The 16,526-nt window shown below is 43.8% G+C and carries 10 protein-coding genes; 6 read left to right on the forward strand and 4 right to left on the reverse strand.

What is annotated here, in order from left to right; all coding sequences use genetic code 11:
- Nucleotides 1-35 precede the first annotated feature (35 nt).
- Both V7K27_RS22440 and V7K27_RS22445 read right to left on the reverse strand, forming a co-directional pair.
- Nucleotides 36-1,682, reverse strand: coding sequence for an ABC1 kinase family protein (locus tag V7K27_RS22440; RefSeq protein WP_334950307.1), 1,647 nt, complete (start codon nt 1,680-1,682; stop codon nt 36-38).
- Nucleotides 1,683-1,944: 262 nt separating this feature from the next.
- Nucleotides 1,945-3,009: a mannose-1-phosphate guanylyltransferase gene (locus tag V7K27_RS22445; RefSeq protein WP_334950283.1), complete on the reverse strand. Its 1,065-nt coding sequence runs from the start codon at nt 3,007-3,009 to the stop codon at nt 1,945-1,947.
- A gap of 116 nt (nt 3,010-3,125) precedes the next feature.
- On the opposite strand from V7K27_RS22445, the gene V7K27_RS22450 reads away from it, so the two are divergent.
- From V7K27_RS22450 to V7K27_RS22460, 3 genes are all read left to right on the forward strand, one after another.
- Nucleotides 3,126-4,646 (forward strand): LCP family protein, encoded by a 1,521-nt coding sequence (locus V7K27_RS22450; RefSeq protein ID WP_334950284.1) that lies wholly within the window; start codon nt 3,126-3,128, stop codon nt 4,644-4,646.
- A gap of 172 nt (nt 4,647-4,818) precedes the next feature.
- Nucleotides 4,819-5,325, forward strand: a complete 507-nt coding sequence (locus tag V7K27_RS22455) for a pentapeptide repeat-containing protein (RefSeq protein ID WP_334950285.1) — start codon at nt 4,819-4,821, stop codon at nt 5,323-5,325.
- A 304-nt stretch (nt 5,326-5,629) separates the two neighbouring features.
- On the forward strand, nt 5,630-6,244 hold the full coding sequence (locus V7K27_RS22460) for a Uma2 family endonuclease (RefSeq protein ID WP_334950286.1): 615 nt from the start codon (nt 5,630-5,632) through the stop codon (nt 6,242-6,244).
- A gap of 113 nt (nt 6,245-6,357) precedes the next feature.
- On the opposite strand, the gene V7K27_RS22465 is transcribed toward V7K27_RS22460, so the two are convergent.
- Nucleotides 6,358-9,375, reverse strand: a complete 3,018-nt coding sequence (locus tag V7K27_RS22465) for a GAF domain-containing sensor histidine kinase (protein ID WP_334950287.1) — start codon at nt 9,373-9,375, stop codon at nt 6,358-6,360.
- Nucleotides 9,376-10,119: 744 nt separating this feature from the next.
- Between V7K27_RS22465 and murJ the strand changes: the two genes are divergently transcribed.
- From murJ to V7K27_RS22480, 3 genes are all read left to right on the forward strand, one after another.
- On the forward strand, nt 10,120-11,724 hold the full coding sequence (murJ, locus tag V7K27_RS22470) for a murein biosynthesis integral membrane protein MurJ (RefSeq protein ID WP_334950288.1): 1,605 nt from the start codon (nt 10,120-10,122) through the stop codon (nt 11,722-11,724).
- Nucleotides 11,725-11,959: 235 nt separating this feature from the next.
- Nucleotides 11,960-12,472 (forward strand): outer membrane beta-barrel protein, encoded by a 513-nt coding sequence (locus V7K27_RS22475; RefSeq protein ID WP_334950289.1) that lies wholly within the window; start codon nt 11,960-11,962, stop codon nt 12,470-12,472.
- 318 nt (nt 12,473-12,790) lie between these two features.
- Nucleotides 12,791-13,087 (forward strand): hypothetical protein, encoded by a 297-nt coding sequence (locus tag V7K27_RS22480; protein WP_334950290.1) that lies wholly within the window; start codon nt 12,791-12,793, stop codon nt 13,085-13,087.
- Nucleotides 13,088-13,764: 677 nt separating this feature from the next.
- Here V7K27_RS22480 and V7K27_RS22485 read toward each other — a convergent pair.
- On the reverse strand, nt 13,765-16,461 hold the full coding sequence (locus tag V7K27_RS22485; protein WP_334950291.1) for a DUF3769 domain-containing protein: 2,697 nt from the start codon (nt 16,459-16,461) through the stop codon (nt 13,765-13,767).
- Nucleotides 16,462-16,526 lie beyond the last annotated feature (65 nt).

The raw sequence follows: 16,526 nt of genomic DNA on the forward strand, positions 1-16,526 counted from the left end.
CAGCGTTCATGATTTCCTAGCACAACATATAGGTTTTACCGTAAACGTCCCGATCGCAATGTACTGATAATTAACCACAAACCCAATAAACTAGCGACTGCAAATAGAATGCTGCTTAAAAAAGATAGCTCTGTTGTCTGCGCTCTGGTGGAAATAATTGCTGCACCCATAATCAGCGAACCCACTAAAATACTAAAAGATAGTCGGTTAGCTGCATCGTCCATAGTCCGCCGCACACCATCTAATCCTCGCAGCGATAGATTCCACTGTAAGGTTTCTGAGGTAACTCGGTCTAATAATAGTTCTATTTGCCGGGGAGATTGGAGAGACAGGCTTTTAATATCCAAGGCTGTTCTGAGGAGCGATCGCACTGGATTATCGCCTAGTAATTGCCGACGAAACAAGTCTGTAATTAATGGTTTAACTTCATCAAAAAAATTAAGCTCCGGGTTGAATGTCCGCGCCACACCTTCTAAATTCGCTAGGGTTTTGGCATACAAACCCATATTACTAGGCAGCCTAATTTTATTGTTGCGGGCAACTTGTAAAACTTCATAGATTATCTGACTGAAGTTTATTTGCGTTAGGCTGACGTTGTGATATTTTCGTAACATGCGATCGTAATCATTTTCTAACCGCGATAAAATTACTGGTTGAGCAGAATCTGAGAGCTGTAAAGTTAACTGAGCGCACCTTTGAGCATCTAAATCAACGATCGCTAACAACATTTCTGTTAATATCTGCTGTGTACGCGGATCAAGTCTTCCCACCATGCCACAGTCTAAGAGGGCAACACGACCATCTTTGAGATAAAACAAGTTCCCCGGATGGGGATCAGCGTGAAAAAAGCCATCAATATATAGTTGCTGAAAAAATACCCGAAATAACAAAGTAGTTATTTCTTTACGCTTTGCGGCAGGGTCTTTAACGTTGGCGTCACTTTCCAAATCCGCCGACAGGAACGGCACTCCATCCAGCCATTCCATGACCAGTAATTTTTCTGTGGTCAATTCCCAGTTAATTTCCGCAACCACTATTTGTGTCGGATCAAACCAACGACTTTTAGATAAGTTACGCCGCAGTTGGTCTGTAAAACCCGCTTCCCGTTTAAAATCTAATTCAGCTTCTAGAGCTTTGGTAAATTCTTCGGCGATAGATTTGATTTCGTAGGTTTGCCCAAACTCAGTACGAGCCACTAAATCGGCAATCCCTTGAATTAAGGCAATATCTTGAGCAATAGTAATATCAATTCCCGGACGTTGCACTTTCAGAGCGACTTCTCGACCGTCTGCTAATGTAGCGCGATGTGTCTGAGCAATTGATCCTGCCGCTACGGGGATTGGGTTAATTGTGCTGAAGGTTTCTGCTAGTGAAAGTTTTAATTCTTTGCGGAGGACTATTTCGATCTCTGACCAGGGAACTGCTGGTACTTCATCTTGAAGAGTTGACAGTTCCTCAATGTAGGCGGCGCTAAGTAAATCTGGACGGGTGGAGAGTAGCTGACCAAGTTTAACATAAACTGGCCCCAAGTCTACCAGGATATTTTTTAAAACCGCAGGTGTAGGTAGCTGGGGTTCATCAGCTTTGCCACCAGTAAGTAGCCTTCGCATATAGTCCCAGCCATTGCGAAGGAATACTTCCAGGATTTCTCTTTGACGGGGAACAGTTTGGGTGAGGAACATTTTGGGGAGTGGGGAGTGGGGAGTGGGGAGTGGGGGAGATGAGGGAGATGAGGGAGATGAGGGAGATGAGGGAGATGAGGGAGATGAGGGAGATGAGGGAGATGAGGGAGATGAGGGAGATGAGGGGGACAAGGAAAGAATTTTCCCAATGCCCCATGCCCAATGCCCCATGCCCCATGCCCAATATCCAATGCTCTGCTTTTGGACAGTCAAGTTATAATGGAAAAATAGACTTTTTCGCCTCTGCCAGGGGTTTTAACTTTTATAGCAGGTCGGTAAATCGGGAATCGTTTTGGAGAATTTTGAGGATCTGCTTGATTTCCTGGGTACGTTCTTTTTTAACAATAAGGGTGACATTGCGATCGCGCACAATCACCACATCCTCTAAACCAATAGTAACAACTACGTCTTCTGGATTTGAGGCATAAATAATCGCCCCCTGCGTATCCAACCCTATGTGAGTAGCCAGTTCGACATTGGGAGTTTCTTCTGTCTTCAGTAAGCGTTCGATCGCATTCCAATCTCCTAAATCATCCCAACCAAAATCAACTGGCAAAACGTATGCTAGAGTTGTCTTTTCCATTAGCGCATAGTCTATACTTTTCTTAGGCAACTGGGGATAGATATCAGGACCATGTTGCTCTAAAGGTTCGATAATTTCTGGAGCATGGGTATGTAGTTCCTTGAGAACAACCCCTGCCCGAAAAACGAACATTCCACTATTCCAGCTAAAGCGTCCCGTAGATAAAAAAGTTTCTGCTGTTTCACGGTCGGGCTTTTCAGTAAAACGGTTGACGTAATAAGCTGGCAACTCATTAAAGCTACCTATTTTTTCACCTTGTTCAATGTAGCCATAACCGGTTGATGGAAAAGTAGGCTTGATCCCCAGTGTAACGATCGCTGCTGTGCTTGCTGCCAGTTGCGTAGCCGCGCTTAATGCGTCTGCAAACGCTTTTTGGTCAGCAATCCAGTGGTCAGCAGGGAAAAAGCCAATCACAGCGTCTTCTCCATAGCGCTGTTTGATTTCTAAACTTGTCCAAGCAACGGCGGCGGCTGTGTCTCTTCCTTCCGACTCGATCAGTAAGTTTTCAACTGGTAGATCAGGTAATTGTTGTCGTACCCCTTCAGCTATCTGACTAGAAGTGATAACCCACAAGGAATCCCAACCACCTCCGAGTGCTAACAAGCGATCGGCGGTTGCTTGTAATAAGCTTCTAGAGCTACCATCAAGACTTAAAAATTGTTTGGGTCGGTCTTTGCGACTCAGAGGCCAAAAACGTTCACCTTTACCACCAGCAAGGATTACGGGGAACAATAAAGTATTCATGTTGTCATACACGCTTACCGAAGAACATTACAAGTTTACAGTGACCTTTTCCACTGGCAATATTTGTAGCTTGGATTAACATAACTTTTAGGGAGTGGTTGAGTGGGGAAATAATTGTGATAAAACAAGTCGAATGGTCGGAAAATCCGCTTACATCTCAGCAAGTAGTAGAATTTGAAGCTGAAGTGCGATCGGCGCAACTTCAACGAACGGAAAATCAAGTAACACCTGTACCAGTAGCCGATTCAGAGGAGGAAGATGTCAAACTAAACCCGCTAGCGAATCCGAACCGTAGCGTCGTTGAATCTGTGAGTGACATTCCTAATCAGCTTTACGAGAGACTGGGCTTGACCATGCCTCGATGGCTGTTGTGGATCATGACGGTTGTCATCGGCATCATCTTATCTGGGTTACTGGTATCAACATTAGCGCTGTGGACTCCGTTATGGAGCAATCTAGATCGAACAGATGAAGATTTAGGAACTACTGCTAAAGACGAGGTAAAAATACCACTACCTGGGGAGTTATGGAGCAAACTCTCACAGTACCAGCTTTCACGACCGATGAATATTTTAATTATGGGGATTGAACCAGTCAGTGGTACTGTTGATGGTTCACCAGAAAGCTTTGCTGGCAAAAGCGACACCATGCTGCTGGTACGCCTCAACCCTAGTGACAAATCTGTAAGGGTGCTTTCCATTCCCAGAGATACAATGATCGCCATCCCCGAAAAGGGAGAAAAAGGATTAACTAAGGTATCTGATGCCAATACCAAAGGCGGCCCAGTCTTGGCAGCACGGGTAGTTAGCCGTACCTTAAACAATGCCCCAATCGATCGCTACATCCGTATTTCTACCAGTGGCTTACGGCAGTTAGTCGATCAGTTAGGCGGAGTAGAGGTCTTTGTACCCAAATCAATGGAATATAAAGACTCTAGCAGTCGGCTGTCGATTAATTTAGTCAGTGGCTGGCAAACCATCAACGGCGAACAAGCAGAAGAGTTTGTCCGATTCCGCGAACCAGGTTTGGGAGATTTGCCGAGAGTGCAGCGTCAGCAAGCACTAACAGCAGCGCTGCTGCAACGCTTAAATAGTCCTACCGTCTTACCCAGGTTGCCTCAATTAACTCGCTTGATGCGAAAATACTTTGATACCAACCTGAAGATGGAAGAAATGATGGCGTTGGTGAACTTCGGTCTGAACTTGGATCGAGATAATTTCCAAATGACCATGTTGCCTGGTACGTTTAGCCGTTTTAGCAAAGATCCTGATAGCTATTGGCTGAACATGACTGGACAACAGAGCCTGTTGAATGATTATGTTGGGGTAAATGTACCTGGTCTGAAACCAGATATGCGCCGGGTTCCTAACCTCAAAATTGCTATTCAAAATGCTTCCAATCAACCTCAGCTAACTGAAAAAGTTATTGCTTATCTCAAACAGAAAGGCTTTACTAATATTTACAAAGTGCCTGATTGGCCAGATACCCAACGTCAAACTCAGATTGTTGTCCAAAAAGGCAACCGACGAGTTGGAGTTGATTTGCAAAAAGTCTTAGGCTTGGGTCAAATAGAAGTGTCGGCGATCGGTGATTTAGAATCTGATCTGACAATCCGCATTGGTAAAGATTGGAAATAGGTAAGAGTCATTAGTCATTAGTCATTAGTCATTGGTTAAATGACAAAGAGAGAAGTCTGAGCGCCGGCTTCCGGCGCTCAGAACTTCTCCGAAGGGAGAGGCTGCGCGTAGCTTGCTTCCCCGAAGGGGTACGGGGACTAATGACAAAGGACTACTGAAAAATAATAAAGTTATGAAAAAGATTTTACTCAGGTTTTTTGGTTTGATTGCGATTTTGACACTAGCATTTTTGTGGATAATACTTAATCCCAAACCGGCTTTTGCTCAAGTAAACACAATCAACTACAACAATATAAATTTAGAAAATCGTGATTTTTCTCATGCTGATTTGGCAGGTGTGACTTTTGTGGCAGCAGAAATGCGGGGGGCGAATTTCCAAGGGGCGAATTTAAGCAATGCAATTCTGACTAAGGGAATTCTATTAAAAGCAAATCTGGAAGGTGCGAACTTGAGCGGCGCTTTAGTCGATCGCGTGACTATGGATAGTGCTAACCTGAAAAATGTCATTTTTACAGAAGCAACTTTGACGAGCAGCCGTTTTTACGATGCTGATATCACTGGTGCTGATTTTACAGATGCATTAATTGACCGTTATCAAGTGTCGCTGCTGTGTGAAAAAGCCGATGGCGTAAATTCGGTTACAGGTGTGTCAACGCGAGATAGTTTGGGTTGTAAGTAAAGAATCTCCGCGTTGAGTATAAAAGCAGAGACATTTTAGCGAAAAAATGCCACTTTCTCAACATCAACTGTGCGATCGCATCCCAAATTATCCTAAACTAACGTGAGTTCGATGAACCTCTCCCGGACAGCCTCCCTCTCCGAAACGGAAAGGGAGGAGCAACGAAAAATTAAGCTTTTTACTCCCCTCTCCGCTTGCCTAAAACGGCAGGCTGACGCCAACGGAGAGGGGCTGCTCTTGAGAGGTCAAATAAGATTTGTCGAACTCACGTTAAACTATATTGAGTATAGACGAAGGTAGCAACATGACTACAACTAAACAAATAGTTACCTTTGACCAATATTTAACTTATAACGATGGCACTGACACACGCTATGAACTGGAACGGGGAGAATTGATACCAGTGGCTCAACCTCGTGGTGGACATGGTGAAGTTATGCACTTTCTAGAACGTGGTTTGACAACAGAAATTGAGCGACTGGGACTAGATTGGGTTGCGCGTCAAGCTGCTATCGGAGTCAGAGTACCTCAAGTTGGTAGGCGAGATACTTCTAGAGTTCCTGATGTCACAGTTTTGCCTTTGGAACAGTGGAAAAGTCTGAGAAACAGAGAAGCCGTCATTGAACTCGATGAACCCCCACCACTTTTGGTTGTTGAAGTAGTGAGTGCAGGAACTGAAAGCCGTGACCATCGAGCCAAAAGAGCAGAATACAATATTCTTGGCATCCCAGTTTATCTGCTGGTTGATTTTCTGGACTTTGACCAAAATGGCAAAGTGATAGATAAGCGGGTAACAGTTCTAACTTTGGTTGAAGGTTTTTACGATGAAGCAGTCTATAGGGGAGAACAAATTATTGAAATTCCCACATTCCCTGAACTGAAGCTGACTGCTAACCAAGTTATTAATGCTGGTGTATAGGTATAGGCGTAACGCAATACGCTGTATGATGCCTTCGGGGAACGGAGGAAACCTCTGCTTATCCTGGCTCCCCTACTTAAGATTAACTGAGAATTGTCGAAAATCAGTCACCTTTAACTAGTGGTGGGAATTTCAATCAAAAACTCTGTTCCTTCTCCTGGTTTAGAGGAACATTTAATCTGACCATGATGTTTTTCAACCACGATTTGATAACTGATAGATAATCCTAACCCTGTACCTTTACCTATTGCTTTGGTGGTAAAGAAGGGGTCAAAAATGTGCGATCGCACCTCTTCTGAAATCCCCAGACCATTATCAGCTATTCTAATTACAATCTGGTTATTAACGGCTTGCGTACTAATCCAGATAGTTAAGGGTATTATCGGACACGTTTGGGATAATTTCAAATACCTTTGCTGTATAGTTTTAAGCTTTTCCTCTAATGCATCAATACTGTTACTCAAAAGATTCATAAACACTTGATTTAATTGCGCGGGATAGCATTCGAGCAAAGGTAAACTACCATATTCTTTAACAATCTCAATAGCTGGGCGTTCATTATTATTTTTGAGACGATGCCCTAAGATTAGCAAAGTACTATCCAATCCTTCATGAATGTCTACTGGCTTCAATTCAACCTCATCTGTACGAGAAAAGTTACGCAGTGATAGCACAATCTCACAAATCCGCTCTGTTCCTACTTTCATTGACTCAACGGTTTTGGGTAAATCTTCCATGAGAAAGTCCAAATCAGTCTTGTCAATTTGCTGTTGGAGAGTTGGCAAGAAGGAGGAGTTTTGACGGTAAAGTTTCACAACATTTAACAGTTCTTGAGTATATTCATTTAAATGTATGAGATTGCCAGAAATAAAACTGATAGGATTGTTGATTTCATGGGCGACTCCAGCAAGTAGTTGTCCTAAACCTGCCATTTTTTCACCCTGAATTAACCGGGTCTGAGTTTGTTTTAATTCTTGCAGGGCTTGAGTAAGTTCTAAGGTTTGACGTTTAGTTTGTTCGAGTAATTCCGCTTGCTGAATTGCAATTCCAAATTGCACCCCTACTTGAGCCAGCAAATTAATTTCTTCCTGTTTCCAATAACGCGGTTGCGAATTTTGATAAGCAACTAATAATCCCCATAATTTTTCACCTTCCCGAATCGGAACAAAGGTTTCGTTACGCGGAAGTTCGTTATCGTCGTCTGTATCCTCAAAAGTTTCTCTAATCATTGGTTGGGTTGGTGTAAGAGGTTTCCAACCATCTTTAAAGGAATCTGCCACAAATTTACCGCTCCAATCTGAGTTGAAGCGGTAGATTGCAACTCGCTCGACTTTGAGCAACTCTCGCACAGATTGAGTAGTAGTTATAAAAATAGTTTTAATATCGAGTGACTGGCGGATTTTATCAATGGTTGCAGCCAGCAATTCTTGCCGTTCCATTGATTTCTCCCGTTCGGTGGCTTCTGCTAACTGGACAACCTGCATTTGAACTTGCTTTAAATAAGAATCCTGTTTTAATGCGACTCCCAATTGCTGGGCTATTTGACTGGCAAATTCAATTTCAGAGGGTTGCCAGTTACGAGGAGCGTTACATTGGTGAATACACAGCAATCCCCAAAGTTCACCTTTTTTCAAGAGAGGTGCGACCATATTTGCACGCACTTGAAATTTTTCTAGGATTTGGATATAGCAACCTGGAAACTTTGCTTGATGAATGTCAGCGATCGCATTTACTCGACCTTGCGCGTAAAGGGTCGCAAAGTTTTCACCGAAGCAATAATCATAAACTTTTTCTGCTATTACCGAATTACATCCAGGTACTACATCCTCAGAAATAAATTCTCCTTCCCAATCTTTTTGAGGGTCAAAACGAAACACTGCCACTCGGTCTACTTGCAGCATTTGCCGTGCCTCGGTGACAGTAGTCTGGAAGATTGTATCTAAATCTAAAGACTCCCGAATTCGAGTAATCACGCTAGTTAATGTCTTTTGTTGCTCTGCTTGGTACTGAGCATATCCCAGCAACTTATAGTGTCGCAGTGCCACACCAATTTGTCTGCCGATTTTGATCAATGATTCGACTTCATAAGATTGCCACTGTCTGGGTGAGGTATTTTGGTAGGCAGCGATGACTCCCCAAAGTTGATCTCCTTGGAGAATGGGGGCAGTTGCAAAGGATTTTGCTTGGAATTGCTCCAACAGGGTTATATGACAGTCTGTTAATCCGGCTTGATAAATGTCATTAGCTGTAAATGTCTGCTTGTCAACGTAACGTCCCCCTTGGGTCTGTTGTAAATAAGTATCAGCGATCGCAGGCTCAATGCCAACTAAGGGAGTCCAGCCTGACGCAAATGATTCAGCAACAAAGTTACCACTCCAATCTGGATTGAACCTAAAGATGGCAACTCGATCAGCTTGCAGCAGCTTGCGTATTTCTTGAGTTGTGGTTTTAAAGATGGCTTCAATATCAAGGTGTGAGTGAATTTCATCGACAATCTGAGCAATTACTTGGTCGCGTTGAGTCGCTTGAGCCAATTTTGCGGCTTGTAATTTGACTTCATGGAAATGCTTTGCTTGTTGAATCGCCACAGAAAGATGGTCAGCAATTTGACGAATAAACTCAATTTCCGATTCTTTCCAGTCACGAGGCTGACTGCACTGATGAATGCAAAGTAATCCCCACAGTTCGTTCTCCTGCAATAGAGGGACAACGAGATTAGCCTTTACCTGAAATTTACTCAAAATTTCGGCATGACAATCACTCAGTCCCGCTTTGTAAATATCTCCGACTGCTTGCACTCGACCTTGTTGATAACTGGCAGCAAATTGTTCTCCAAAACAGTGGTCGTAAACTTTTAGTGCCATTGCTGAGTCCCAGCCAAGTGCAACATCCTCAGAAATAAATTCTCCTTCCCAATCTTTTTCCAGGTCAAACTGGAAGACTGCTACACGGTCAGCATTTAGCAACTGACGCACTTGGGTAACGGTCGTTTGAAAAATTGTTTCTAAGTCAAGAGACTTCCGAATTCGCACAATTACACTCGCCAGAGCCTTTTGTTGCTCTAGTTGCTCTTGAAGTTGATCGCTTGACAAGAGAAGTTGATTTTCTGTGAAATTTGAATTTGGTTCCATTGCTCTGGATTATTAATGATTCCTCATCCCAAACTTCATGGAGTTAAAGAGCCTCAAAAATATGACAACCTGCAAAAATTTGCAGTCTTCAACTATTTCCCAGAAGATGGTTATTGTTATAGTTCCCCAATCTTTATCTATCTTCGTAATCGGTTAAAAAATAATTTTGGTTTGTATACAGCAGAAAACATGACTAAGTACAGCTTTGCGTAAAATCATAGCGAATTCTCTGCGCCCCTACCCTGGCGATCGCGCCGCGCCTATGGGTTTACAGCAGAAATCATGTATTTGAACCACATCTGTCGTAGGGGCACAGCAATGCTCATACGTGTCAACTTAAGCTAAAAGGGCGGTTAGAAACCGCGTCTACACAGGCAAAACCCACCTTCGTGGGTTAAGAACCCTTGATTTTGTATTAGTCCACGAAGGTGGACTTTGTTTGTGTAGCCGCGAATTCTATTCGCCAAGGCTTAAGTTGACACCAATGAGCAATGCTGTACCCCTACCGCGTGGTCTATTTACCTGAAAATAGCTGTAAATTTCAACCCTCAATTCGCTGTATCATAGCAATCTCAGGAATTGAATTTTGGGCGCAGGCGTAGCCCGCACTTCGACAAAGCTCAGTGACCACCGCAGGCATCGCACTTAAAATAACTAATTTGTCAAAAATTACCTGACAGACTGCGGAATTTCAGGTTAAATGTTTTAAGATATGCACTCTGCTAGAGTTGTCGGATATTATTCGTGACACAACAAGACCAAAAACCCTCTCGTTCTTTCGCTGGAATTGCTGGCATTGTTGCCGCAGCCACATTAATTAGTAAAATCTTCGGTTTAGTGCGGCAGCAAGCGATCGCTGCCGCTTTTGGTGTTGGTGCTGCTGCCACTGCCTATAGTTATGCCTATATTATACCTGGCTTTCTATTAATATTACTCGGTGGTGTAAATGGGCCATTACACAGTGCGATCGTCAGCGTTTTAGCCAAGCGGCGGCGAGAAGAAGCGGCTCCCCTAGTGGAAACTGTGACAACGCTGGTGGCTGGAGTGCTGTTGTTGGTGACAGTTGCTCAGATTTTATTTGCGGATGCGATCGTTGATTTAGTCGGTCATGGTTTGGAAGCGACAACCAGAGCGATCGCTATTCAACAACTCCGCATTATGGCACCAATGGCTTTATTTTCGGGATTAATTGGCATTGGCTTTGGTACTCTGAATACAGCCAATCAATATTGGTTACTCTCCATTAGTCCTTTATTATCCAGTATTACCGTTGTTGCCGGTCTTGCTATTTTGGCTATGCAACTGGGCAAAGACATTATTAAACCGGAGTACGCTTTAATCGGGGGAATGGTCTTAGCTTGGGGAACCTTGGCAGGAGCCGTTCTCCAGTGGTTAGTGCAGCTAATTGTCCAGTGGCGGTTAGGATTAGGCACATTACGCCTGCGGTTTGAGTTTAAATCCCCAGGCGTTCAAGAAGTAATTAAAATCATGACTCCGGCAACAGTTTCCTCTGGAATGATGCCAATTAATGTTGCCACTGACCTTTATTTTGCTAGTCCTATCCCTGGTGCGGCGGCAGGATTTAACTATGCCAATCTATTAGTACAAACTCCTTTAGGGATTATTTCTAATATCATTTTACTGCCCCTATTACCGATATTTGCCAAACTTGCCGGACCCGAAAATTGGCCAGAGCTAAAATTACGCATTCGCCAAGGACTGCTACTCACTGCCTTCACCATGCTACCGCTAGGGGCGCTGATGGTGGCGCTATCAGTACCCATTGTGCAGGTAGTATATGAGCGCGGTGCTTTCAAACCAGAAGCCACACAGCTAGTTTCATCATTGTTAGTCGCTTATGGAATTGGGATGTTTGTCTATTTGGGACGTGATGTTTTGGTGCGGGTATTTTATGCTTTAGGCGATGGACAGACACCTTTTCGCATCAGTATTTTTAACATCTTGCTCAACATCTTATTAGATTGGTTTTTTGTTAAACCTTTTGGTGCTCCTGGTTTGGTGTTAGCAACAGTGGGTGTAAATTGCAGTTCAATGTTAATGCTGTTATGGTTGCTCGATCGCAAACTTAATGGTTTACCTTGGCGTGAGTGGAGTTTGCCGATTTTGGGTTTGACTGCGGGTAGCGTTGTCGCTGGTGTTGCTAGCTATGGGACATTGGTTACTTGTCAGCAATTCTCAGATAAAGAAGGTTTACTGATTCTGGTGTTGCAGTTGTGTGTATCTGGCTTCGTGGGGATTGCAGTGTTTGCTGCGATCGCTTCATCGATGAAAATACCAGAAGTGAATAGATTTATATCTCGTCTGCGTCAGCGCTTTTTGAAGAATTGAAGAAGAATTCAGGAGTCAGGAGTCAGGAGTCAGAATTCAGAATTCAGAATTCAGAATTCAGAATTCAGTTTAGATAAAATAACTGTCATTTGAATATTTTAGTTGGTACACCCAAGTGGGTGAACAATAATTCAGCCAGTAGGGTGAACCAAATGTGCGAGGTTACATTTTGTAAAAAAAGAGATTCTAGTACTAGAGAACATTGATTTTACTTAACTCTGGTGAGAAGAATCCTATGAAACTTACAAAATTAGCTGCCTCTGTATTTGCTGTTGCTTCAATCGTCCTTTCGGCGGGAATTGCATCTGCTCAAACAGCCGGTACAAACGGCAATTACATCGGTGCTGGGATTGCGGTTGGTGCAACCAGTGGCGGACAAGGAAACGATGAAGCACAAGTTGGTGGCAATATCCAAGGACGTTACGCCGTTCCCAAAACACCTCTTTCAGTGCGGGGTTCTGTGCTGTATGGTGGTGATGCTGCCGCCATTATGCCCATAGTGACTTATGATGCGCCCATTGCAAAAAATACTAATGTTTACTTCGGTGGTGGTTATTCTTTTGTAACTGACGAAGGTCAAAAAACCCCATTGGGCAATCAGAATGCAGCTGTAGTCACCCTTGGTATTGAATCAGAAGTTAGCAACAATGTCATTGCCTATGGCGATACTAAATGGGGTATTGACGCTTACAGAAATAGTGATGCTGATGCCCTGAGCTTCCAAGCCGGATTAGGCTATCGCTTCTAGTGATTACGAGCTAGAAAACACCTTATTCGCAAGCTAAAGCAATGATGTTTGCCAGCCGTAATATAGCGGTTCTCAATTGCATAGAATACAGACCATTCGTAGGGGCACAGCAATGCTGTGCCCCTACCGTGTATTTCATCCAAACGAGAGATGTAATAGTAATTCCTTCTGTGGTATATGAGTATGGATACTCAGATATGAACCATTTTTTTAATCATTTTAATTTATGATTTTGATAAACAATTATATTGGCTATTATTCAGTAGTTTCTCTTAAAGTTAAATAACCAATTTTAAATATGCATAAAAGATATTACTCATGGAAAACATTAATCCCATTCCAGAAATAGTTGGTGAAACAACTGACGTGGAATCTTGGCTGATTCGAGCGGGGCTAAGATTTTCAGACTTAGGTAACGATGCTGCAAGTATTGCAATCCGCAAGCAATGGCGAGAGTACCAAGCCGCAGTGCAAAGATGCTGTGCAACCCTACACCAACCACCGTCAAGTGTTCAACTAAGCGGCGACTATGCCAAGCTGAGAATACCTAGTACCGCAGGGCGGAATTCAAAATTCAAAATTCAAAATTCAAAATTCAAAATTGAAAAGAGTTAAGTCAATACGGTTCGGTTAACAAAAACGGTTTACTGATATCTTGCATCATTCTCAATTAGCACCATTGCCCGCCCAGAACTCAAGTTCTGGGCTGATAGCTCAACTCCACGCTTAGTGGACTCAAACTTTTGCTCAGTCTTCTTTAGAAGACTTTAGCTATTAGCCTCAGAATGAATTCTGAGGCGGTTGTTGGAACTGATGCAAGATATTGGTTTAGGGACTGACAACAAATACAGCAGAATTCAGAATTCAGGGGTCAGAATTCAGAAGTAAAACAGCTTTTACAGCAGGGTTTGAGACTTTGGTTGTGTACCTCACCAACTTGAAATGCGCTGTAAATTACCCCACAAGAAGTAGTTGAGTATTTTTTTATTTGTCAGTCCCTTAGAGGGTGTTTGAAAAGTATTTAGTTGTGATTTTAGGCACTTCTAGATCCCCCCTAACCCCCCTTAAAAAGGGGGGAACCGGAATCAAAGTCCCCCAATTTATCGGGGGATTTAGGGGGATCTAGAACGTTTTGCTACCAAGAAGAGGACTTTTCAAACAACCTCTTAGTTTAAGTCCCCCGGTTCAATAAAAAAGCAAGTTTTGTGGCAATGAGTCTTTATCCCCGTTACAAAACTGTACCCCAAGCGTTGCCGAAGGGCATCGCTTCCGACTTCCGACTTCCGACTTATTTAATAATTCTCCTGTTGCACGCCGTTTACTACTGGCTTAACTTCCGAAAATGGATCAGTGCCGCCACCCCAGTTAAAATCACTAATTCTGATGCTGAACCCGCCTAACTCTAGCACCGGATTGTAACGCAAGGTGATGCCATAGGTGCGACGGCTATATTCCAAAATGTAGTCTGTGCTAGTTTCTATACCAGTATCCAAGTTAATAGATGTTTGGAAACCTAAGCGAACAGGGCCGTAGATTTGCTGTGATATCCCACCGCTCAACACTTTGTTATCAACGGAGCGATCAAACAAAAAGGGTGATAATCCGTTATTTAAGCCTTGGGAATAACTAATATTAAAGGCGGTATAGTCTAAAAAAGGTCGAGAAAAATGACCAATTTGACCTTGTAAGCCAATTGTACCAGTTAAGATGCTTTGGTTATCACCATTGCTGTAATAACTGCTAGTGCCTGTGATGGCAGCGATCGCTTGCAAGTAAGGAACTACAGGTTTAGCCGTGTATCGTAATCCCTCAGTGGCAGTGGGTGGTAATGGTTTTCCTTGCCACAGTAACAACCCACGACTGAGGGTAGCGCTGGCTTGTAAACGACCTAGTGAGATGCGATCGTTTTGACGCTGTGGTTTTAGTAAGTCTTGGCGATCGGTGTTGGCATCGATATACTGAGCGCTAGCCTGATAGTTGAGGTTAATGCCACTTTTTCCTAAAGGAATCACAGGAGAGGTAATAATGCCGCCAAAACTGCTCTGGACAGTTTGAAAGCCGAGGCTACCATTGTAGAGGCGATCGCGGTAGTTATATTGCAGATTCAAGATATAGGGAAGGCGATCGCCTAATGTCTGGCGCAATGCCAAGTTCACCCGCAAATTGTCTTCCACCTTGTTCAAGTCAAAACTAGTTAACTCCCCAGTCCCCTCAACTATTGTCCGTGGACTCAAAACGGAATTTATCTTTGTCTTCACAGCAAACAGTGCGCCTAAGTCACCCGTGCCTTCTTGTACAGCTTTCTGTACTAATAACTGGGGCGTGATCGTCCAGCGAGTCTGGTCTGTATTGATCACTGGAAAGCCACGCTCAACATACAACCCACCCCGCTTATCTCCATCATAGCCAGGGGAGACTATAAAGGGTGTAACGTCCCGCTCCCGGCGGTCAATAGTCTGCTCATTCACCGGAATTGGTAAGGAGAGTGTTTGATCAAATACCAAACGCTGCTTCTGTGTCCTGATCCGATCTACCAAGGGTGATTCTCGCGTCAGAGTTACTTTATCTGCGCGTAATTCTAGTTCTGGGGGCGAAAAAGGATCATTGGTGATGCGGACATCGCTTGCTTGCCAGCCTTGCGGATAAAAGTCAATGTGTTCAGCTTCAAACCTGAGCCGATTGACTACACCCCCACTTTTCGGTGGCGGGATGTTGGTAGCATTTGCCTGGCCACCAATTGTCACATCAATTCCTCCAGGGCTGCTCACACCGGAAAGGGGCTGATTGGCTCGAATGCGATCGCTTGGCGGAAGTTTTGAGACTCCACCAGCAGTTACATCGGTGGGTGAGAAAGCAAAATCTGTTTGTGCTGAAGGTACATAAATTTCTCCTCTACCATTTTCCAGTTCCCCACTATCTTGAACAAAGTTATAGGTAAAGCGTTGTCCACGCAGTATTTGATCGCCCCGGGTTAAAGTTACGTTGCCTTCTCCGGCAGCGATCAAATTGTCCAAATTGACTTGCAGGCGATCGGCATCCACCACCGCCCCATCAAATCGCACAACTACATTACCTACAGCTGTAACAATTCGCCGTTGCTCGTCATACTCTTGCCGATCTGAAGTAACTTCCACAATTCTCGGTCTGGCTGGCGGCGTGCTAGCTGGTGCAGTTGTACCAGATGGTTGACTTTCTGGCTGATTAGTGGTATTGACCTGTGGTGTAGATGTTGGTACTTGGCTTTGTTGCTGGCTTTGGGACTTAAATTCTACAGTGATGGGCGCCGAGAGTTGGTTTGTCGGGCTGCGAGACTTGAATTCTATAAAATTTTGTACTGATTGAGAACTCGGTGCAAGATCAGTAGCAGATACAGAGATATTCTCTTGTCCTGAAGACTGTTGTGCAGTAATATTACTTTGCTGTTTTTGTTGGGTTAACTTTTCAGCTAAAATTTCCGCCTTTGACTCAACTAACTTGTCAGTGTTTGTGACACTTGGAGCAACGTCAAGAGGAGGCAGGGGAGCAGAGAACATGGAGAATGGGGGAAGTTTCTCCCCCTCTGTCCCAATTCGCGCTCCGTAGGGGTTTTGAGTCTTACTGGTCTGATCGCTATTAGGGGCTAGAACTTTCTGCATGGGATAACCAACTACCACCGACTGCCCCAAAAGTGCAGCACTCCTAGAAGCGGTAAGGGGGGAAAATTCTAGTGGAAAGGTTTCTGGTGAATGAGGTATAGAGGAAGTTTTGGCAACTACCAAGTCATCCTGAGTTGAGTTGATCACAGTTGGCAATGGCGGAGCAATCTTGGTGTCATCCGCAATTGCCAACTGAGCCAAAGCCTTGGGCTGCTTAAATTTGTCTATCTTTTCGTGTATTCCAGTCTCGACACCTGAAAGAAACTTTGAATGACTAGCAGATGAGGCGGGATTTACGGGTTGTAAAGATTCGAGGATCGGAGGCGGATCGGGCGGCAGAACTGGATGAAGCATATTTGAGCAAAATCGGGCTAACAAACAGCCAAATGACGGACGGAAGGATAAATATACATTTTGCC

The sequence above is a fragment of the Nostoc sp. genome (assembly GCF_036919575.1).
Taxonomy (GTDB): domain Bacteria; phylum Cyanobacteriota; class Cyanobacteriia; order Cyanobacteriales; family Nostocaceae; genus Nostoc.

Excerpts from the sequence above, each read along its gene's own strand:
- V7K27_RS22440 (WP_334950307.1), bottom strand. The coding sequence starts at position 1,682 with ATGTTCCTCACCCAAACTGTTCCCCGTCAAAGAGAAATCCTGGAAGTA.
- V7K27_RS22445 (WP_334950283.1), bottom strand. The coding sequence starts at position 3,009 with ATGAATACTTTATTGTTCCCCGTAATCCTTGCTGGTGGTAAAGGTGAA.
- V7K27_RS22455 (WP_334950285.1), top strand. The coding sequence starts at position 4,819 with ATGAAAAAGATTTTACTCAGGTTTTTTGGTTTGATTGCGATTTTGACA.
- V7K27_RS22460 (WP_334950286.1), top strand. The coding sequence starts at position 5,630 with ATGACTACAACTAAACAAATAGTTACCTTTGACCAATATTTAACTTAT.
- V7K27_RS22465 (WP_334950287.1), bottom strand. The coding sequence starts at position 9,375 with ATGGAACCAAATTCAAATTTCACAGAAAATCAACTTCTCTTGTCAAGC.
- V7K27_RS22475 (WP_334950289.1), top strand. The coding sequence starts at position 11,960 with ATGAAACTTACAAAATTAGCTGCCTCTGTATTTGCTGTTGCTTCAATC.
- V7K27_RS22480 (WP_334950290.1), top strand. The coding sequence starts at position 12,791 with ATGGAAAACATTAATCCCATTCCAGAAATAGTTGGTGAAACAACTGAC.
- V7K27_RS22485 (WP_334950291.1), bottom strand. The coding sequence starts at position 16,461 with ATGCTTCATCCAGTTCTGCCGCCCGATCCGCCTCCGATCCTCGAATCT.